Below are 18789 nucleotides of genomic sequence, written 5' to 3'. Positions count from 1 at the left end.
GGGGGACGTCCCGCCGGGTCGCCGGGAGGGTCGGGAACCCCGTTAGGACGCGGTTGCGGCACGTCAGGGCGTCGAGGGGCGCGTTCGGCGCCGGGGCCCCTTAGTACGATGGACATCGTAGTTTGACACCTATCGTACTTACGTGCTTGAGTCGATCATCGTCTCTTACGGAGGAAGAACGACATGACGGCGAAGACGGTGCTGTTCCACGAGCTCGGCGGCCCCGAGGTGATGAGGCTGGAGGACGTGGAGGTCGGTGAGCCGGGCCCGGGCGAGGTCCGGATCCGCGTGGACGCGATCGGACTGAACCGGGCCGAGGTGCTGTTCCGCACCGGCCACTACATCGAGCCGGTGAAGCGGTTCCCCGCCCGGCTGGGCACCGAGGCAGCGGGCGTGGTGGAGGCGGTCGGCGAGGGCGTCGAGGGGTTCCGGCCCGGGCAGCCGGTCAGCACCGTGCCCGGGTTCTCGCAGAACGGCCACGGGGTCTACGCCGAACGGGCGATCGTGCCCGCGGCGTCGGTGCTGCACCGCCCCGAGGGGATCGGCGCCGTCGAGGGCGCGGCGGTGTGGATGCCGTACCTGACGGCCTACGGCGCCTTGGTGGAGGTCGGCGGGATGCGGCCGGGGGACACGGTCGTGCTGAACGCGGCCTCCAGCAGTGTGGGACTGGCCGCCATCCACGTCGCCGACCGCGTCGGTGCCACGCCGATCGCCCTCACCCGCACCGCCGCCAAGAAGGAGGCGCTGCTGAAGGAGGGCGCGGCGGAGGTGATCGTCACCGGATCGGAGGACGTGGCCGAGCGGGTGCTGGCGGCGACCGGCGGCCGGGGCGCCGAGTTCGTCTTCGACGCCGTCGCCGGCCCCGGCGTGCGGGACCTGGCCCGGGTGGTGGCCGACGACGGCACGCTCCTGGTGTACGGCGCGCTGAGCGGCGAGCCCACCCCCTACCCGGGCATCGAGCTCGGGATGCCCGCGCTGAACATGCGGACGTACACCATGATCGAGACGGCGAGCCGGCCCGAACGGCTGCGCCGGGCGGCGGCGTTCGTGACCTCCGGGCTGCGTTCGGGCGCGTTCCGGGCCGTGGTGGACCGCACCTTCGACCTGAGCGAGATCGTCGAGGCCCACCGGTACCTGGAGTCGAACGCCCAGGTCGGCAAGATCGTGGTCACCGTCGCGCACTGACCTCCGCCGGTTCTCCGCCGTTCAGCCGGGCGTGGGCCCGGCCGGCCGGCTCCGCGGGCGGGGGAGCGGGATCAGGGCCAGATCTTGGCCTGGGTCTCGAAGACCTCCCGGTCGCTCTCCACGGGCAGGACGCAGACCAGGTGCCCGCCGGGCACCCGCAGCACGCGACACTCCTGCCACCGCGACACCTGTGTGGCGCCGAGCCCGACCAGGCGCGCGGTCTCGGCCTCGACGTCGTCGGTCTCGATGTCGAGGTGGAAGCGGGGCGCGTCGTCGACCGACTGGACGGCGGTGATCAGTCCGGGCAGGGCCTCGTGCAGCGTGACGAACTGCGGCTCGGAGGGGAGGAGTTCCGTCCGCACGCCGAGCGCGGCGGACCAGAAGGCCGCCGCGTCGGCGGCCTCGGCCTCGGGAGCGTCGATCAGAAGGGCGTAGACGCGGCTTCGATGCATGATCGCACCGTACCGGTCGCGTTTCCGGCCCATCGTGATCGGCTTCCGGCCGTACCGCTCATGCGATGGTGACGCCATCGGCGGCCTTGAAGACGCCTGGGGCCCCCGGAGGCGGCGGAGAGGGTCAGCCGTCCGGCCCGGCGAGCCGGTCGCGCAGATATTCCCGCAGCACCACGGCGTTGTTGTGCTCGGTGTCCCTGGCCGCGTACAGCAGCGTGACCGGCCCGTGGCGCGCGGCCTCCAGCAGCGGGCGGACGGCGTCCGCCTCGCCGTCCAGCTCCTCGCGGTAGCGGCGGCGGAACTCCGCGAACCGCTCCGGGCGGTGCCCGAACCAGCGCCGCAGCTCCGCCGAGGGCGCGAGGTCGCGGACCCACCGGACCCGCTCCAGGTCCTCCTTCCGCACGCCGCGCGGCCACATCCCGTCCACCAGGAAAGCCGCCCCCTCGACCTGCCCGCCGTCGTCGTACACCCGTCTGACGATGATGTCCCCCATCCCCGGGATCTACCCGGGCGGAGCGCCGCGGAAGCGGTGGACCGGCTCGCGACACAGGGTGGCAGGATGTCCGGCATGACTGCATCGGATCCGAAGTCGGATCTTCACCGTTACCTGAAGGTCTCCCGCGAGGCCCTGCTCTGGAAGCTCGACGGACTGCCGGAGTACGACATCCGCCGGCCGATGACCCCCACCGGGACCAATCTTCTCGGGCTGGTCAAGCATGTGGCCGGCACCGAGGCCGGGTACTTCGGTGACGTCTTCGGCAGGCCGTTCCCCGAACCGCTGCCCTGGATGGAGGAGGATGCCGAAGCCAACGCGGACATGTGGGCGACCGCCGAGGAGTCGCGTGAGGAGATCGTCGCGCTGTACCGCCGGGTGTGGGCGCATTCGGACGCGACGATCGAGGCGCTGGAGCTGGACGCGGCCGGCCGGGTGCCGTGGTGGCCCGACGGGCGGAACGAGGTGACCCTGCACCGGATCCTGATCCACATGATCGCCGAGACCGACCGGCACGCCGGGCACGCCGACATCGTCCGGGAGCTCATCGACGGGGCCGCCGGACTGCGGCAGGACGGCAGCAACCTGCCGCCGGGCGACCGGTCGTGGTGGGAGGACTACCGCGCCCGGCTGGAGCACGTGGCACAGGAGGCCGGACGTACCTGAGGCGGCGACCCGGCCGGAGCGCCGGAGTCCACCGGGGCGGCGGCGGGACCGCGGCCTGGCCGTACGGGACGCCGTCGCCACGGCCGGCGTCCCGTCACGCGGTGAGCCCGGTCACGCGGTGAGTCCGGTCACGCGGTGAGTCCGGTCACCCGGACGTCCCGGCCTCAAGGATCGAGACGATGGAGAAGAGGGTGAAGCACACCGCGCCCAGTCCCACCATCACCCGCGCGGGGATGAAGAACTGCGGATCGGTGACGGCGGCCTCGAACAGGAAGGCGGAGAAGAAAAGACAGGTCAGCGCGGTGATGATCGGCAGGATGGGGATGCGGTCGGCGAGCGGGAAGGAACGGCGCCACACCAGGGCCGGCAGGAGCACCTTGGACAGGATGCTGAAGCAGACCAGCGCGAGGCCGATCAGGATGAAGCCGGGCGCGATGCGGTAGGGCCTGTCGGAGCCCAGCAGGACGTACAGGCCCAGCGCGACGTTCACATAACCCGCGACGAAGTGGCCGGCGTCCGCGCCGCCGCTCCTGATGTAGAGACCGTAGGCGAGACAGATCGCTCCGAACACCAGGGGTATGGCGCGGAACAGGACACTCACCGCGAAGTTCATGGATCCTCCAGGCGCCCCCCTCGTGCGGCCCGCCCCGGCCGCCGGTGCCCCACGTTGTCGCGTCTCATCCCAACGTAACCCTCTGACCTGGGCTTTCATGCGGGGCCTCGCCCGTGGCGCCCTTTTGGCGATCATCGATCTGTGCCCGGTCCATCGTCCGCCGAGATGCCGTCCCCGCCGGAGGCGGGCTGACGAACAGCAGGATCCGCCGCCGGGTCACGGCTTCGCCTCCCGTTCCGCCGGCCGTACGAAATGCCCGGGTCGGGCGGGCATTGATTTCCCTGCGCCGATGACGTATTCGATCTTCATGAAGAGACTGACAGGGCGGATGCTGATCGCCGTCGTCGTACTGCTGCTGCCGTGGGCCGTGCCGGGGGCGGCCGCGGCGGGCGGCTTCGTGTACTCCTACCGGTGCGACGGGAAGATCGTGACGACGCCGGGTCCGGAGCACGTGGGCCGGCTCTGCACGATCCTGGCGGACGGGCCGGCGGTGACCGGTCAGGTCCACGAGATCAGGATGGCCGTCAGGCAGCGGAGCCTGGGGTACGTGTGGATGCGGGCGACGCTGTACACGACGAACGGCAAGGCGGAGTCGCACCCCTTCGTGGTGCCGGAGGGCGAGTTCGAGCTCGACGCCAGCGACGCGGCCTTCGCCCAGGGGCAGGCGGGCACGCAGGTGCGGCTGATGACGTGGAACCTCCTCGGCGGAGGCACGCTCGACGGCAAGGACCACACCGGTGAGAACCTGAAGCAACTGATCGAGTACGTCAACGAGGTCGATCCCGACGTCTTCTTCGTCGTGGAGGCCTACGGCTCGGAGACCGCCATCCTCCAGGGACTCAACGCCGGGCGAGCCGCGACCGACCTGTACAACTCGGTCCCGATCACGGTGGCCACCGAGGCGAAGTACCGCAACCTCTGGCTCTTCACCAAGCTGAAGGTCGCCCAGCGCTACACCGAACGGCCCGAGATCACCGACTTCCACTTCGGCGGCGCCAAGCTGCAGCTGCCCAACGGCAAGTACGTCCACGCCTTCACCGTCTGGTCCCGGCACGAGGACTCCGTCTTCGCCCCCATGCACCACGCCGTGGTGAACACCCGGTTCGGCAAGCCGGTCTCGCCGACGATCGACACGATCGTCGGTTACGACGACACCAAGCGCAACGCCCAGGGCCGGGCCATCCTGCAGAAGGTGGTGCCGTACTACGTCAAGGACGACGCTCCCGTGATCATGGGCGGTGACTTCAACGCGTGGTCGGACCGGGACTGGAGCGGCCAGTTCGCCGACGCCCGCGGACACGCCGGGCTGACCGTGCCGTGGACCTACACCAAGCAGTACACCGACGCCGGCTTCTACGACGCCTTCCGCTACATCAACCCCGACGCCGGGCTCTATCCGGGCCGTACCTGGAGCACGATGAGCGGCTTCGGCGCCGCCCCCGCCCGCATCGACTACCTGCTCTTCCGCGACAACAAGGCGCAGATGCGCGTGCTGGGCGCCCGCACCGACGTGCGGCGCCTGCCTCGCCACCAGGGCGGCTACCTGGACCAGCAGTACCCGTTCTACTCCGACCACGGCGCGGTCATCGCCGACGTGCTGGTCACCGGAACGGGTCCGGGCCCGAACCGTCCCATCGTGACGGAGAAGCCGGAGTACGCACCCGGGGCCTGGCCCGCGCCGCCCGAGGGAACCCCGGTTCCGCCGTCGGAGCTGTCCGCCACGGCCGGCACGTTCAAGCCGGTCGCGGGAGATCCCGGACGCGCGGTCGACGGCGATCCGTACACCTACTACCACTCGTGGTATCCCGACGCGGCCGATCCCACGGTGAGTCCCGCGCAGCCGCACACCATCACGGTGGACATGGGGCGGGAGCGCGTGCTGTCCGCGGTCCGGTTCCTGCCCAAGCTGGCCACCGCCCTCTCGGGAGCCGGCAATCCGGTCGTCAACATGACCGGCACACCGCTCAGGGGCGTGCTGGAGGTCAGCGTCGACGGCACCTGGTGGGCGCAGGCGGCGAACGTGACCTGGCCTCGGATCACCGGGCCGAACGACGTCCGCCTCAACGGCGTCAAGGCCCGCTACCTGCGGCTGCGCGTGGACAACGGGATGGGCGGCGCCACCGCGATCGCCGAGATCACCCCGTACGAGTGAGACCGCGACCCCGCGACCCCGCGACCCCGCGGGCGCGGGGTCCGGGCCGAACGCGGACAGACGGCCCCATGAACAGCGCGGCGGTCGGCGCGGCGACGCGGGCGGCCGGCGGGGCGCCGCGCCGTACGGCCGGAGGAACCGTACGGCGCGGCCCGCGTCACCGGTGCGGGCAGGACCGCGATGAACGGTTCGCGGCATACGGGTGGAAGGATCATGGTCCTTCTGTTTTCATGGGCCGATGCCGAAGGCGGGAAGAGCCGTGCTCGCGGTGGCCGGGGTGCTGGCCGCCGGGCCGTGCGTGTCCGTGCTCCTCGCCGCGATCGACCGGCTTGAGCTCGCGGGGATACTGACCGGCCTGGTGGCGGGGGTCCTCCTTCGCGGGGACCCGGCGAAGGCCGCCGTCGCGACCCTGTACGGCAGTGTCGCGGCCGTCATGGTCGGAGAGAGCGTCACGGACGCCTCCGACGGCGGGGACTTCGCCGACGCGATGGCCGGCTGGCCGGGCTGGCCGGGCTGGGTGATCGGGGCCGTGCTCGCCTACCTGGTCGCGGCCGGAGGGCTGCCGCGCACCGGGGCCCGCGGGGTGGGGCCGGCCGTACCCGCGGTGGTGGCCGCCGCGCTCACCGCCGCGCTCACCGCCGCGGTGCTCGCCTGCGGCCAGCTCGTCGCGGCCGAGGCACTGGGATGGACGCTGTGGGAGCGGTATCACGAGTGGGACGGTCCCGGCTGGTACCGCGACCTGACCCGCGCCGTCTGGTATCCCGCCGCCGCGGTCGTGGCGGCCTCGGTGGTCGCGGGCAGGATGCCCGGCGGCCGTGGCCGGTTCCTGGCGCTGCCGTCGGCCGCGTGGCTCGGCTGCGCGGTGACGGCCGGGCCGCTGCAGTACCTCCAGGCGCTCGGCGCGGTCGACGACCCCCCGGTCGTGGCGCTGACCGCGTCCCTCGCGGGCGCGGGCATCGGCGCGGCGGCGGGCGCAGCCGCGCTCCGGCACGCCGGGACGCGGCGTGGGCTGCTCTGCTTCGTCCTGCTGTTCACCGCCGTCGAGGTGATGGGCGGCCTTCCGGGCTCCCTGGCGGACGAAGCTCTGAGCATGTTGATCGTCTCGACCGTCCTGGCCGTCGTGGTCGCCGCCTGGACGGCGCGGCGGGACGCGAGCACGGGGTCGGGGGTGACGGCGGGTGTGGCGGGGCCGCTGCTCATCTGGTCGGTGTACGTGACGGTCGGCTCCCGGGACTACGACCACAGCACCCAGTACCTGCCGTACTGGGCCGCGTGCGTCGCCGCGCTCCTGGCGTCGATCGCCGCGCCGCCGGCGGCCGAGGCGGCGCGGCTGGGCCGGACCGGTCCCGAAGGCCGCGGCACGGTTCGGCCGCCTCCCTGAGCCCTCCACGGAACGCCGGGCCTCCGGCGTCCGTGCCCGAGGGGTGACGGGCAGGGGCGCCGGGGACGGCCTGCCGCCGGTCCCCGCGCCGCGCCGTACGGCGCGCGGTGCGGGGACGGGCCGGTGGCGTCAGCGGCCGTGGACCTGTTCGCCGCGGACGAAGGTCATGGCGACCCTCGTCCGCCAGATGTCGGCGGCGGGTTCGGTGAACGGGTCGCGGTCCAGGACGACCAGGTCGGCGCGGTTGCCCGCGGCGATCGTCCCGGCGTCGTCGTCGCCGTTGATCCACGCCGAGCCCGCGGTGTAGGCGGTCAGCGCGGTCGTCAGGTCCAGGGACTGGCCGGGCAGGAACGGGGTCTGCGCCGTCGGGTAGCCGGCGTGCACCGAGCTCGGCGGCTCGGTGCGGTTGACCGCGACGTGCATGCCCTGGATCGGGTCGGCGCTGGAGACCGGCCAGTCACTGCCCGCGCAGAACCGGGCGCCGGTCCGCAGCAGGTCGGCGAAGGGGTACTGCCACGACGAGCGCTCCTCTCCCAGGTACGGGATCGTCAGCTCGTCCATCTGGGCGTGGTGGGTGGCCCACAGCGGCTGCAGGTTGGCCGTCACGCCCAGCTTCGCGAAGCGCGGGACGTCCGACGGCTCGATGATCTGCAGGTGCGCGATGTGGTGCCGGTTCGCCGGGTCGGTCCCGGTGAGGCTGTCCAGCGCCTCGCGTACGGCCCGCTCGCCGATCGCGTGGAAGTGCACCTGGAAGCCGTGCCGGTCCAGTTCGGCGACGTGGCCCTTCAGCAGCTCCGGGTCCACGTACGACAGGCCCGTGCCGCCGCCCGTGCCGCCGCAGCGGCAGTAGGGCTCGATCACCGCGGCGGTGAAGTTCTCGGCGATGCCGTCCTGCATGATCTTCACCGAGGTGGCGCGGAACCGCTCCAGGCCCTCGGCCGAGCGGCGGCGCTCCAGCAGTTCGGGGATCTGCTCGGCGCCGCGCGCCCGGTCCCACCACAGCGCGCCCACCACCCGGGCGGTGAGCCGGCCCGCGGAGGCCGCCTCAAGGTAGGCGGGGAGCTGGTCGTCGGAGCCGGCGAAGGGGCCGACGATGGCGTCCTGCCAGGCGGTGACGCCCAGGGAGAACAGGTAGCGCTGGGCGTCCAGCAGGGCCGCGACCTGGTCGGCGGTGGCGGGCCGCGGGGTGAGCGGGCCGACGAGCTCCATCGCGCCCTCGTGCAGCACCCCGGTGGGCTCCCCGTCGGCGTCGCGCTCGATCCGGCCGTCGGCGGGGTCGGGGGTGTCGCGGGTGATCCCGGCCAGCTCCAGGGCGCGGCCGTTCACCCAGGCGGCGTGGTGGTCGCGCTGGACCAGGTAGGCCGGGCGGTCGAGGAAGTCGAGCTGGGAGCGGTGCGGCAGGCCACCGGGGAAGGCCGACATGTCCCAGCCGCCGCCCTCGATCCAGGCCCGGTCCGGGTGCGCGGCGGCGTAGCCGGTGATCTTCTCCAGGTACTCCGGCAGGCCGTAGACCTCCGCGAGGTCGCACTTGGCCCGCTCCAGCCCGGCCTGCACCGGGTGGATGTGGGCGTCGGTGAAGCCGGGGGTCAGCAGGCCGCCGTCCAGGTCGACGGTCTCGCAGCCGGGGCCGGCCTGGCGCGCGACGTCGGCCTCGGCGCCCACGGCCGCGACGCGGTCGCCGCGGACCAGTACGGCCTCGGCGAAGGCGCCGCCGGGCAGGAAGGCGCGCCCGCCGCGGAAGAGGATCTCGTTCATCCGACCGAACCTAGCGGCCGGTGATGGCGTCGGCGACGCGCGCCAGCGCCGAGGTGCGGCCGAGACCGGCCTTCTCCCTGGCGTCGGCGCGGCGGTACAGGTCGTACATCGCGTGCACGCCGATCCAGCGCAGCGGCTCCACCTCCCAGCCGCGGACCTTCCGGTCCACCCACGGCAGCGCCGTCAGCTCGGTGTCCTCGCGCAGGATCAGGTCACGCAGGGTACGGCCGGCGAGGTTGGTGGTGGTGACACCGTGGCCGGTGTAGCCGCCCGCCCAGCCGATGCCGGTCTCGTGGTCGACGTGCACGGTGGCGCACCAGTCGCGCGGCACGCCCAGCACGCCGGACCAGGCGTGCGCCACCTTCGACTCCCGCACGGCCGGGAACATGCCGGTCAGCAGCTCCCACAGCGCCTCGACCGTCCAGGCGTGGGTGTGGCCCCGGTCGTCCACCCGCGAGCCGTACAGGTACGGCTTGCCGCGCCCGCCGAACGCGATGCGGCCGTCGGCGGTGCGCTGGGCGTACATGTAGTAGTGGGCCATGTCGCCGAGCAGCTCGCAGCCCTCCCAGCCGATCGCGTCCCACAGGTCGCCCAGCGGCTCGGTGACGATCATCGAGCTGTTCATCGGCAGCCAGGCTCGGTGGTACTGCCGCAGCCCGGCGGTGAAGCCCTCGGTGGCGCGGACGACGTAGCGGGCGCGGACCGTGCCGTACGGCGTGCGGGCCTCGTGCGGGACGATCTCGGTGACCGGGGTGCGCTCGAAGATCTCCACCCCGAGGTCGCGCACGACCTCGGCCAGGCCGAGGACCAGCTTCGCGGGCTGGATCCGCGCGCAGTGCGGGCTCCAGATCGCGCTGACCGCGCCGTCCACCCGCAGGCGGCTCTCCCGCTCGGCCGGGTCCAGCAGCCGGACGTCCTCCTCGGTCCAGCCCCAGTGGCGCTCGTGGTCGAGCAGCGCGCGCAGCCGCCGGTCCTGGGCGGCGTTGGTGGCGACCGTGGTGACGCCGCCCTTGACGATGTCGGCGTCGATGCCCTCCTTGCCGGCGACGGCGATGACCTCGTCGATCGAGGAGAACATCTCCCGCTGGAGCCGCTTGGCGGCGTCCACGCCGTGCGTCCGGGCGTACCGCTCGGGGGTGCCGGCCAGCTCGCCGACCAGCCAGCCGCCGTTGCGGCCGGAGGCGCCGTAGCCGGCGAACTCCTTCTCCAGCACGGTGACGCGCAGGCCGGGATCGGCCCGCTTGAGGTAGTAGGCGGTCCACAGGCCGGTGTAGCCGGCCCCGACGATCACGACGTCGGCCTCGCGGTCGCCGTCGAGGGGTTCTCCTGCCGTGGGGATGCCGAGGGAGCGGTACCAGAAGGAGACATCCCCGTTGACAAAGTCCCCAGACAGGGGAACTCGCGTGCTCATGGCCACATATCCTGCTATATCCGTCATGGGGCGCGCATCACCCCACGGAAACCGTTGTACAACCGCATCATCCACAACTCCCTCAAGACGTAACGGCGGGCTCACTCCGGTGTAGCGGGGCCGTAACAGGGCTCCGCCAGGCTGATGGCGATGGAGGGAGCTTTGATGGGGTTTCTGAGGATTCGTACTACTGTCGATGAGCGGCCCGGACGGCTCGCCTCGCTGGCCACCGCGCTCGCCGAGCGGGGCGGCAACATCCTGGGCCTGAGCGTCCAGTCCGACGCGGACGGCACCGTGGACGAGTTCGTGGCCGACATCCCCGCCGGGCCGGAGACCGTCCGCCAGGCGCTGGAGGCCGCCGGCGGCCGCCGGGTGCGGGTCGTCCCGGCCACCGCCCACGAGCTGACCGACGAGCCCACCCGAGCGCTCCTGCTCGCCTCCCGGCTGCGCGCCGAGCCCTGGCGGCTGCCCGAGCTGCTGGGCGAGCTGCTGCGCGCCGACGACTCCCGCTGGGTCTACGGCGCCGACATGAGCGAGCTGCCCGACCCCACGCAGCTCACCGTGCCGGTCGCGCCGCGCCGCGCCGTACGGCTGCGCCGCGCCGGGCTGCCCTTCACGATGACCGAGGCCGCCCGCGCCGCCTCCTTCGTACGGCTCGCCCAGCCGGCCCGCCCCCGGCCGGCCGGCGCGGTGCGGACCGCCAGGCTGTCCGACGGCACCGAGACGCAGGTGCGCCCGGTCACCCCGCTCTACCGCGAGGCCATCCGCGACCTGCACGACCGCTGCTCGCCGGAGTCACGCCGGTTCCGCTACTTCACCCCCGTGCCCACGCTGCCGGACCGCGTCTTCGACCGGCTCTGCGACCGCGCGCACGGCCACTCGCTGGTCGCCGGGCACGACGGCCAGGCGATCGCGCTGGCCGGCCTGATGTTCACCTCCGACCCGGGCATCGCCGAGATGGCCCTGCTCGTCGAGGACCGCTGGCAGGGCCGGGGACTGGGTTCGGCGCTGGCCAGGATCCTCCTCGCCGAGGCCCGCGACCTGGGCTTCGCCGAGGTCCGGGCGAGCATGCTGGCCGGCAACACGCGCATGCGCAGGCTCCTGGTCTCGCTGGGCGCGACCCTGACCCTCACCGACGACCCCGGCGTGGTGGAGGCCAGGCTCGCGGTCGGCGTCACGGCGGCGGCCCTCCCGTCCGCTCCTCCGCCGGCCTCTTCCACGGCGTCCACGGCGTCCACGGCGTCCGGGGAACCCGCGGAGTCCCGGGCGGTGCCCGCGGCCTGACCCACACGCTCGCCCCCTTCAGGGCCGGGAGATCTCAGGGACCGGCCCGGAAGGGGGCGTACCCCGCACCGCCCCGCACGCGTCGTGCTCGTACTCGTACGGGGCGGGGCCGTGGGCGCCGTACGACGCGCCCGCGCCTCGTGACCGAAGCGCGGCCTGCGGTCACAGCGCGACCCGTGGTCACAGCGCGGCCCGGAACCCCTCCAGGCGCTCGACGAGCTCCTCCGGGTGGCTCAGCGGGGCGAGATGGCCGCCGTCCATCTCGTCGGGGACGATGCCGAGTCGCTCGCGGACGACGCGCCGCTGGAAGCCGGCGGGGAAGAGGCGGTCGTCGCGGCAGATGAGGAACCGGGTCGGCACGTCGGGCCACGCCGGCAGCGGCCACGGCTTCAGGAGCGGGGTGCCGGACTGGTTCAGCGAGTGCTCCTCCACCTGGGCCGCGATCTCCGGCGGGACGCCGTTCAGGAAGGCGAAGGCCAGGTCCAGCGGGGCGTCGGCCGGACGGCCGTGGCGCTCGTTCAGCTCGCGCACGGCCTGGGCGTGACCGGTGCCGGTCCACCAGTCGCCGGGCGGCTCGCCGGGCGCCGGGATCATCGCGGTGAGCAGCACCAGCAGGTCGACCGGCAGCCGCTCGCACACCAGCGGCGCGGTGAAGCCCCCCAGGGAGTGGGCCACCAGCACCAGGTCGGTACGGTCGCCGACGGCCGCCACGACCGCGTCGGCGTACTCGGCCAGCCCGGCCGCGTCGTCCTCGCAGGGCAGCGCCACCGCCACCACGTCGTGGCCGCGCGCCCGCAGCAGCGGGGTCACCCGGTGCCAGAACCACGCGTCGGATCCGGCGCCGGGGATCAACACGTATGTCGCCATGCTTCCTGCCTTCGTGATCTGGTCGTCCCGCCGGCGCCCGTGAGACGCCGGGACCCCGGGATCCGTGCCCGCCCAGTCAAGCCTGTGCCACCGACAAAATGAAGCTGACTTTTTAATGGCAGATTCGCCGGTAACTGCTACCGCTGAGGAAAGAGAGGTGCATAGGGTCTCCGCCATGACGATCGACGCCTACATCGACGCGCTGCCCAAGGCCGAACTGCACGTCCACCTCGTCGGCTCCGCGTCGGTGCCCACCGTGCTGGAACTGTCGCGCCGCCACCCCGGAAGCCGGGTGCCCACCACCGGGGAGGAACTGCGGGAGTTCTACCGGTTCCGGGACTTCGGGCACTTCGCCACGGTGTACGAGGCGGTCAACGCCCTGGTGCGCGAGCCCGGGGACGTGGCCGCCCTCGTGACCGGCCTCGCCCGGGACCTCGCCGCGCAGAACGCCCGCTACGTCGAGCTGACGGTCACCCCCTACTCCCACCACGTCGTGGGCATGCCGATGCGGGAGGTCACCGAGGCGCTGGACCTGGCCGCCCGCGCCGCCCTCGACGACCACGGCGTCCGCGTCGCCTACGTCTTCGACATCCCCGGCGAGTGCGGGGCCGAGGGCGCCCGCGTCACGCTGGACCACGCGCTGGGCGAACCTCCCCAGGCATTGGTAGGTTTCGGCCTCGGTGGGACCGAGCACGTGCGCCCCAAGTATCGCGAGGCGTTCCGCGACGCCTTCCGCGCCGCCGTCGCCGCCGGGCTGCACAGCGTCCCGCACGCGGGGGAGATGACCGGCCCCGAGACCGTCTGGGAGGCCGTCGAGGGGCTGCGCGCCGAGCGGATCGGCCACGGCATCGGCTGCCTGGGCGACCCCCGCCTGGTCGCCCACCTGCGCGACACCCGGATCCCGCTGGAGGTCTGCCCCACCTCCAACCTCCGCACCGGCCAGATCGCCGACCTGGGGGAGCACCCGCTGCCCCGCATGCTCCGGGAGGGCCTGTTCGTCACCCTCAACAGCGACGACCCGCCCATGTTCGCCACCACCCTCCGCGGCGAGTACCGGGCCGCCGCCGAGGTCCTCGGCCTCGACCGGGAGGCGCTCGCCGGGCTGGCCCGCAACGCCGTCGTCGCCTCCTACCTGGACCCGGCAGGCAAGCAGGCCCTCCTCGCCGAGATCGACGCCGTGACCGCCGCCCACGGAGCACCGGAACCGGCGCGCTGACCATCACGGGAACGCCGTGACCGGTACGCGGCCCCGTGCCCGGCCGGACGGTTCGCGCGTCCGGCCGGGAAGGCGGATCAGGGGGAGGAGATGCGGCTCAGGGAGGAGGGGATCTTGGAGGCGGCGGCGCGGTCCAGCAGGAACAGCGTCCGCTGCCGGCCCCGGGCCCCGGCCGCCGGGACCTGCATCGGCCCCGACTCCGACAGGGCCAGCCGTACGGCTCCCGCCTTGTCCTCACCGGCGACGACCACCCACACCTCGCGGGAGTTCCGGATGACCGGCAGGGTCAGCGAGACGCGGATGGGCGGCGGCTTGGGGGAGCCGTGCACCGCCACCACGGGCCGCTCGTCGTACAGCGCCGGCATTCCGGGGAACAGCGAGGCCACGTGGCCGTCGGGGCCCATGCCCAGCATCATGACGTCGAACGACGGCGCCGGCCCGTGGTCCTCCGGGCGGGCGGCGCGGCGCAGCTCCTCGGCGTAGGCCTCGGCCGACTCCTCGACGGTCATCCCCGAGTCGGGGCCGCGCATCGGGTGGACGCGGGCCGGATCGACGTCGACGTGGTCGAGCAGGGCCCGCCGGGCGCCGGTCTCGTTGCGCTCGGGGTCGCCGTCGGGCAGGAAGCGCTCGTCGCCCCACCAGAGGTCCAGGTTGCGCCAGTCGACGGCGTCGCGGGCCGGACTGGCGGCGATCTCGGCCAGCGTCGCGGTGCCGACGGTGCCGCCGGTCAGCACCAGGGACGCCGACCCCTTGGCCGACTGGGCGTCGACGGTACGGGTGATCACCCTCGCGGCGACGGCCTTGGCGAGCATGTCGGCGTCACGGTGGACGATCACGGTGGGAACGCTCACGGAACCTCTCATTTCACATCGAAGTCAGTACGGCGGGCGATGAGGACGTGCGACAGCAGGTTCCCACCGAAGGGCCCGTGACGCGAAAGCGCCCCGCGACGTGCCGCGGGGCGCTTTCGCACTGAGCCGGGCCCGGCGCGGAACGCCCCCGCGCGGGAACCGGCCGGCCGCGGGCGCCCGGGAACGCCGGGCGCCCGCCGCGTCAGGACTCCGGGCCGCCGTGGGCGATCCGCCGGACCGCCGCCTCGTAGATCTCGTCGGGATCCAGCCGGCGCAGCTCCTCGGCCAGCAGCTCCGACAGCGGGCGGCGGGTCAGCGCGATCTGCCGGTCCGGCTGGCCGGGCCGCTGCAGGGTGGCCACCCGGGCGTCCTCGCGCAGGACGGCGATCTCCCCGCCGGGGGTCTCCAGCCGGACCGCGGTCAGGCCGGGACCCGCGGAGTCGGCCACCCTGATCGGGACTCCGAGGCGCTCGCCGAGCCAGGCCGCCAGCAGCGGGGCGCTGGCGTGCCGGGACGCCGCCTCGACCGTGCCCCCGGTGACCTTGCTGACCTGCTGGTCGAACGCGGCGGCCAGCAGGCTCCGCCACGACGTCAGCCGGGTCCAGGCGAGATCGGTGTCACCCGGGAGATAGCCCTCGGCGCGGGAGATGATCGCCGCGACCGGGTCGGGCGCGGCGTGCGCGTCGACGATGCGGCGCTGGGCCAGCACCCCGATGGGGTCCTTGGACGGCGACTCCGGGCAGTGGCCCGGCCACCACGCCACCACCGGGGTGTCGGTGAGCAGCAGGGGGCTGACCACCGAGTCGGCGTGCCGGGTCAGCTCGCCGTACAGGCGCAGCAGGATCACCTCGCCCGGGGTGGACTCCCCGAGCCGGATCTCCGCGTCGAGCCGGTTCGGCTCGGACGGGTCGCGGGCGATCACGACCAGTATCCGGGAGGGGTGCTCCCGGGCCGCGTCGGTCGCCGCGCGGACCGCGTCGTACTGGTTGCTCTCGTCGCAGACGACCACCAGGGTCAGCACCATGCCGAGCGCGGGCGTGCCCATCTGGTGCCGCAGCTGGGTGAGCTGGGCGGAGATCTTCGACGCGGTCGTGCCGCTGAGCATGAAGTTCGCCATCTACAGCCTCCTCCACGCGCGACCGTCACGGGCCATCATCTCGTCGGCCGACGCCGGGCCCCACGTCCCGGAGGGGTATTCCTCCGGCGGGCCCTGCGACGCCCAGAACTCCTCGATCGGATCGAGGATCTTCCACGACAGCTCGACCTCGCGCTGGTGCGGGAAGAGCGGCGGGTCGCCGATCAGCACGTCCAGCAGCAGCCGCTCGTAGGCCTCGGGGGAGGACTCCATGAACGACTCGCCGTAGGCGAAGTCCATCGAGACGTCCCGGACCTCCATGGCCGTGCCGGGCACCTTGGAACCGAACCGCACCGTGATGCCCTCGTCCGGCTGGACCCTGATGACCAGGGCGTTCTGCCCCAGGATCTCGGTCTCGTCCTTGCTGAACGGCAGGTGCGGCGCGCGCTGGAACACCACCGCGACCTCCGTCACCCGGCGGCTCAGCCGCTTGCCGGTGCGCAGGTAGAACGGCACGCCCGCCCAGCGGCGGTTGGCGATCTCCAGCTTGACGGCGGCGTAGGTCTCCGTCGTGGAGCCCGGCGGGATGCCGGTCTCGTCGGTGTAGCCGACGACCGGCTCGCCGCCCTGCCAGCCGGCGGCGTAGCGGCCGCGCGCGGTGCCCAGGGTCAGGTCCTGCGGCAGCCGTACGGCCTTGAGGACCTTCTCCTTCTCGCGGCGCAGCGCGTCGGCGTCGAAGGACGTGGGGTCCTCCATGCCCACCAGCGCCAGCAGCTGGAGCAGGTGGTTCTGGATGACGTCGCGGGCCGCGCCGATGCCGTCGTAGTAGCCCGCCCGGCCGCCGATGCCGATGTCCTCGGCCATCGTGATCTGGACGTGGTCGACGTAACCGCGGTTCCAGATCGGCTCGAACAGGTTGTTGGCGAAGCGCAGCGCCAGGATGTTCTGGACGGTCTCCTTGCCGAGGTAGTGGTCGATGCGGAACACCGAGCTCTCGGGGAAGACCGCGCTGGTGACGGCGTTCAGCTCCCGGGCGCTCTTCAGGTCGTGCCCGAACGGCTTCTCGATCACCACCCGCCGCCACGACCCGGGGGGCCCGTCGGCGAGGTTCGTCCGCTTGAGCTGCTCGATCACGACCGGGAAGAACTTCGGCGGCACCGACAGGTAGAAGCCGTAGTTGCCGCCGGTGCCCCGGGTCTCGTCGATCTCCTTGAGCATCATGGCCAGCGCGTCGAACGCGCCGTCGTCGGTGAACTCGCCGGGGCAGAAGAAGATGCCCTCCGCCAGCTGCTTCCAGACCTCCTCGCGGAACGGCGTGCGCGCGTGCTCCTTGACGGCGTCGTGGGCCAGCCGCGCGAAGTCCTGGTCCTCCCAGTCGCGGCGGGCGAACCCGACCAGCGAGAAGCCCGGCGGCAGCAGCCCCCGGTTCGCCAGGTCGTAGATCGCCGGCAGCAGCTTCTTGCGCGCCAGGTCGCCGGTCACGCCGAACAGCACCAGCACGCACGGCCCGGCCACCCGCGGCAGGCGCTTGTCACGCGGGTCGCGCAGCGGGTTGGCCGCCACCACCGCGTCGGTGGTGCCCGCGGTGGCCCCCGCCGAGGCGACGGCCACCGAGTCGGAGGTGTGCAGGTCCTCGGTACGGCGGTCGTCGCCCTTCGGCGTCTCGGCGCGCGGCTCGGCGGGCGTGACCTGCCCGTCGCCCGTGCCGTCGGGAACGGCCGCCTCGGCGGCCTTCCCCGCTTTCTGCTTGCTCATTCAGACCTCCCGCGCTGCCTCGAGCAGGCGTGCGACCCCGGCGGCCCGGTCGGTCAGGTGCAGCCGCACCACGGGCCGGCCGCGGTCGGCCAGCGCGCCCAGGTCGCCCAGGGCCTGCGCGAGCTGGAGCCTGCCCAGGGTGTACGGCTTGCCCGGCACCTCGACGTCGGCCTCGTTCGCCCCGGTGAGCTGGAGGAAGACGCCGTTCTGCGGGCCGCCCTTGTGGTACTGGCCGGTGGAGTGCAGGAACCGGGGACCCCAGCCGAAGGTCACCGGCCGGTCGGTGCGGACGGCCAGCAGCCCGCGCAGCGTGGCCGGGTCGGCCGCGCTCCAGGCGTCGGTCATCTCCTCGAACGAGGCGCCCTCGGCGTGCGGGGCGTCGAACGCGGCCTCCCGGTCGAGGTAGGCCATGACCGCGAGGTAACCCCGTTCGGGGATGGCCTCCAGCAGCCGGGTGAGCACCTCCGGCAGGTCCTTGGGAGCCGAGGAGCCGGGCACCTCGCCGTAGACCTCCACCGGGCCGTCCACCAGGACCGGCGTGCCGACCGGCGGCTCGGCGCGGTCGAGGATCTTGGCGGTGTTCTCCTTCGACTCGGCCACGTTCGGCTGGTTGAAGGGGTCGATGCCGAGGACGCGGCCGGCGACGGCCGTGGCGTACTCCCAGATCAGGAACTGCGCGCCCAGCGGGCCGCTGACGGTCACGTCGCCGCCGGATTCGATCCCGGCGACCAGCTCGTCATCGGTGTCGTTGGGGTCGGCGCCGACGACCGGCAGGATGCCCCGGCCCTGCTTGCCGGTGGACTCGGCGATCAGCTGCTCGATCCAGTCGGGCAGGCCGTTGATCTCCGCGAGGCTGTCCTCCAGGACGAGCTTGTCGCGCCCGGCGGCCGCGGCCGCGCCCAGGGCGGCGCCGAGCGTCAGGCCCGGGTTGCCCTCGGCCTGGGCGAGCAGCGGGCGCACGGCCTCGGCGTCGTCGAGGAGCTTCTCGATGTCGGCCCCGGCCAGCGCGCTGGGCACCAGGCCGAACGCCGACAGGGCGCTGTAGCGGCCGCCGACGTTGGGGTCGGCCAGGATGACCGGGTAGCCCGCCTCGATGGCGGCCTGCTCCAGCGGCGATCCCGGGTCGGTGACCACGACGATCCGCTCGGCGGGGTCGATGCCCGCCTCGCGGAACGCCTGCTCGTAGATCCTGCGGTGGCTGTCGGTCTCGACGGTGCCGCCGCTCTTGCTGGCCACCACCACGATCGTGCGCTCCAGCCGGTCGGCCAGCGCGCGGCGCACCTGGCCGGGGTCGGTGGTGTCGAGCACGGTCAGCGGGACGTCCGCGGTGGTCGTGATGACCTCGGGCGCCAGGGAGGAGCCGCCCATCCCGGCCAGGACCACGTGGTCCAGGCCCTGGGCGCGGGCCCGCTCGACCAGCTTGCCGATCTCCGGCAGCAGCTCCCTGCTGTTCCGCGGCAGGTCGAGCCAGCCGAGGCGGACGGCCGCCTCGGCCTGCGCGTCCGGGCCCCACAGGCCGGGGTCGCCGTTCGACAGCGCCTGGTGGAAGCCCGCGGCGACGAGGTCCTTGACGGCCTCGGCGGCCTGCTCGGCCAGCCGCTCGTTGCCGATCGTCACGGATGCCGTCATGTGC

Annotated in this window: 16 protein-coding genes; 6 read left to right on the top strand and 10 right to left on the bottom strand. The window is 73.2% G+C overall.

Going from position 1 to position 18789, the window contains the following annotated elements; all coding sequences use genetic code 11:
• Positions 1-183: 183 nt before the first annotated feature.
• Complete coding sequence (locus IEZ10_RS26445) at positions 184-1185, top strand: zinc-dependent alcohol dehydrogenase family protein (protein WP_189249209.1); 1002 nt, start codon at positions 184-186, stop codon at positions 1183-1185.
• 71 nt (positions 1186-1256) lie between these two features.
• Here the strand turns inward: IEZ10_RS26445 and IEZ10_RS26440 are convergent, their stop codons facing one another.
• On the bottom strand, positions 1257-1637 hold the full coding sequence (locus IEZ10_RS26440) for a VOC family protein (protein ID WP_189249208.1): 381 nt from the start codon (positions 1635-1637) through the stop codon (positions 1257-1259).
• Positions 1638-1761: 124 nt separating this feature from the next.
• Entirely contained in the window at positions 1762-2130 is a 369-nt protein-coding gene (locus IEZ10_RS26435) for a DUF488 domain-containing protein (protein ID WP_189249207.1), read from the bottom strand.
• Between the two features lie 75 nt (positions 2131-2205).
• Between IEZ10_RS26435 and IEZ10_RS26430 the strand changes: the two genes are divergently transcribed.
• A complete protein-coding gene (locus IEZ10_RS26430; protein ID WP_189249206.1) occupies positions 2206-2796 on the top strand; it encodes a DinB family protein in 591 nt (196 codons plus the stop codon).
• Between the two features lie 145 nt (positions 2797-2941).
• On the opposite strand, the gene IEZ10_RS26425 is transcribed toward IEZ10_RS26430, so the two are convergent.
• The gene (locus IEZ10_RS26425) at positions 2942-3409 is read right to left on the bottom strand and encodes a DUF2776 family protein (RefSeq protein ID WP_229811660.1); all 468 of its coding nucleotides are present in this window, start codon (positions 3407-3409) and stop codon (positions 2942-2944) included.
• 307 nt (positions 3410-3716) lie between these two features.
• Here IEZ10_RS26425 and IEZ10_RS26420 point away from each other — a divergent pair, with 307 nt between their 5' ends.
• Positions 3717-5561 carry an endonuclease/exonuclease/phosphatase family protein gene (locus tag IEZ10_RS26420; protein ID WP_189249204.1) on the top strand — a complete coding sequence of 615 codons (1845 nt, stop codon included), beginning with the start codon at positions 3717-3719 and terminating at the stop codon, positions 5559-5561.
• 238 nt (positions 5562-5799) lie between these two features.
• Entirely contained in the window at positions 5800-6942 is a 1143-nt protein-coding gene (locus IEZ10_RS26415) for a hypothetical protein (RefSeq protein ID WP_189249203.1), read from the top strand.
• A 129-nt stretch (positions 6943-7071) separates the two neighbouring features.
• Here IEZ10_RS26415 and IEZ10_RS26410 read toward each other — a convergent pair whose 3' ends face one another.
• Both IEZ10_RS26410 and IEZ10_RS26405 read right to left on the bottom strand, forming a co-directional pair.
• Positions 7072-8697 carry an amidohydrolase gene (locus IEZ10_RS26410; RefSeq protein WP_189249202.1) on the bottom strand — a complete coding sequence of 542 codons (1626 nt, stop codon included), beginning with the start codon at positions 8695-8697 and terminating at the stop codon, positions 7072-7074.
• Between the two features lie 10 nt (positions 8698-8707).
• A complete protein-coding gene (locus IEZ10_RS26405; RefSeq protein WP_189249201.1) occupies positions 8708-10108 on the bottom strand; it encodes an NAD(P)/FAD-dependent oxidoreductase in 1401 nt (466 codons plus the stop codon).
• A 165-nt stretch (positions 10109-10273) separates the two neighbouring features.
• On the opposite strand from IEZ10_RS26405, the gene IEZ10_RS26400 reads away from it, so the two are divergent.
• Positions 10274-11392, top strand: coding sequence for a GNAT family N-acetyltransferase (locus IEZ10_RS26400; RefSeq protein WP_189249200.1), 1119 nt, complete (start codon positions 10274-10276; stop codon positions 11390-11392).
• A gap of 180 nt (positions 11393-11572) precedes the next feature.
• On the opposite strand, the gene IEZ10_RS26395 is transcribed toward IEZ10_RS26400, so the two are convergent.
• Positions 11573-12259, bottom strand: a complete 687-nt coding sequence (locus tag IEZ10_RS26395) for an alpha/beta fold hydrolase (RefSeq protein WP_189249199.1) — start codon at positions 12257-12259, stop codon at positions 11573-11575.
• Positions 12260-12434: 175 nt separating this feature from the next.
• Between IEZ10_RS26395 and add the strand changes: the two genes are divergently transcribed.
• A complete protein-coding gene (gene add, locus IEZ10_RS26390; RefSeq protein WP_189249198.1) occupies positions 12435-13475 on the top strand; it encodes an adenosine deaminase in 1041 nt (346 codons plus the stop codon).
• Between the two features lie 77 nt (positions 13476-13552).
• Here the strand turns inward: add and pgl are convergent, their stop codons facing one another.
• From pgl to IEZ10_RS26370, 4 genes are all read right to left on the bottom strand, one after another.
• Positions 13553-14326 (bottom strand): 6-phosphogluconolactonase, encoded by a 774-nt coding sequence (pgl, locus tag IEZ10_RS26385; RefSeq protein WP_189249197.1) that lies wholly within the window; start codon positions 14324-14326, stop codon positions 13553-13555.
• A 202-nt stretch (positions 14327-14528) separates the two neighbouring features.
• Positions 14529-15443, bottom strand: a complete 915-nt coding sequence (locus tag IEZ10_RS26380) for a glucose-6-phosphate dehydrogenase assembly protein OpcA (RefSeq protein WP_189249196.1) — start codon at positions 15441-15443, stop codon at positions 14529-14531.
• The gene (gene zwf / locus IEZ10_RS26375) at positions 15444-17156 is read right to left on the bottom strand and encodes a glucose-6-phosphate dehydrogenase (RefSeq protein ID WP_229811659.1); all 1713 of its coding nucleotides are present in this window, start codon (positions 17154-17156) and stop codon (positions 15444-15446) included.
• Complete coding sequence (locus IEZ10_RS26370; RefSeq protein WP_189249195.1) at positions 17157-18785, bottom strand: phosphoglucose isomerase-related protein; 1629 nt, start codon at positions 18783-18785, stop codon at positions 17157-17159.
• Positions 18786-18789: the final 4 nt, after the last annotated feature.

Source organism: Streptosporangium pseudovulgare (assembly GCF_014648055.1).
Taxonomy (GTDB): Bacteria; Actinomycetota; Actinomycetes; order Streptosporangiales; family Streptosporangiaceae; genus Streptosporangium; species Streptosporangium pseudovulgare.
This window is presented reverse-complemented; position numbering and strand designations above follow the sequence as displayed.

Excerpts from the sequence above, each read along its gene's own strand:
- IEZ10_RS26395 (WP_189249199.1), bottom strand. The coding sequence starts at position 12,259 with ATGGCGACATACGTGTTGATCCCCGGCGCCGGATCCGACGCGTGGTTC.
- IEZ10_RS26410 (WP_189249202.1), bottom strand. The coding sequence starts at position 8,697 with ATGAACGAGATCCTCTTCCGCGGCGGGCGCGCCTTCCTGCCCGGCGGC.
- IEZ10_RS26400 (WP_189249200.1), top strand. The coding sequence starts at position 10,274 with ATGGGGTTTCTGAGGATTCGTACTACTGTCGATGAGCGGCCCGGACGG.
- add (WP_189249198.1), top strand. The coding sequence starts at position 12,435 with ATGACGATCGACGCCTACATCGACGCGCTGCCCAAGGCCGAACTGCAC.
- IEZ10_RS26430 (WP_189249206.1), top strand. The coding sequence starts at position 2,206 with ATGACTGCATCGGATCCGAAGTCGGATCTTCACCGTTACCTGAAGGTC.
- zwf (WP_229811659.1), bottom strand. The coding sequence starts at position 17,156 with ATGAGCAAGCAGAAAGCGGGGAAGGCCGCCGAGGCGGCCGTTCCCGAC.
- IEZ10_RS26370 (WP_189249195.1), bottom strand. The coding sequence starts at position 18,785 with ATGACGGCATCCGTGACGATCGGCAACGAGCGGCTGGCCGAGCAGGCC.
- IEZ10_RS26435 (WP_189249207.1), bottom strand. The coding sequence starts at position 2,130 with ATGGGGGACATCATCGTCAGACGGGTGTACGACGACGGCGGGCAGGTC.
- IEZ10_RS26425 (WP_229811660.1), bottom strand. The coding sequence starts at position 3,409 with ATGAACTTCGCGGTGAGTGTCCTGTTCCGCGCCATACCCCTGGTGTTC.
- IEZ10_RS26415 (WP_189249203.1), top strand. The coding sequence starts at position 5,800 with ATGCCGAAGGCGGGAAGAGCCGTGCTCGCGGTGGCCGGGGTGCTGGCC.
- IEZ10_RS26440 (WP_189249208.1), bottom strand. The coding sequence starts at position 1,637 with ATGCATCGAAGCCGCGTCTACGCCCTTCTGATCGACGCTCCCGAGGCC.
- IEZ10_RS26445 (WP_189249209.1), top strand. The coding sequence starts at position 184 with ATGACGGCGAAGACGGTGCTGTTCCACGAGCTCGGCGGCCCCGAGGTG.
- IEZ10_RS26405 (WP_189249201.1), bottom strand. The coding sequence starts at position 10,108 with ATGAGCACGCGAGTTCCCCTGTCTGGGGACTTTGTCAACGGGGATGTC.
- IEZ10_RS26420 (WP_189249204.1), top strand. The coding sequence starts at position 3,717 with ATGAAGAGACTGACAGGGCGGATGCTGATCGCCGTCGTCGTACTGCTG.
- IEZ10_RS26380 (WP_189249196.1), bottom strand. The coding sequence starts at position 15,443 with ATGGCGAACTTCATGCTCAGCGGCACGACCGCGTCGAAGATCTCCGCC.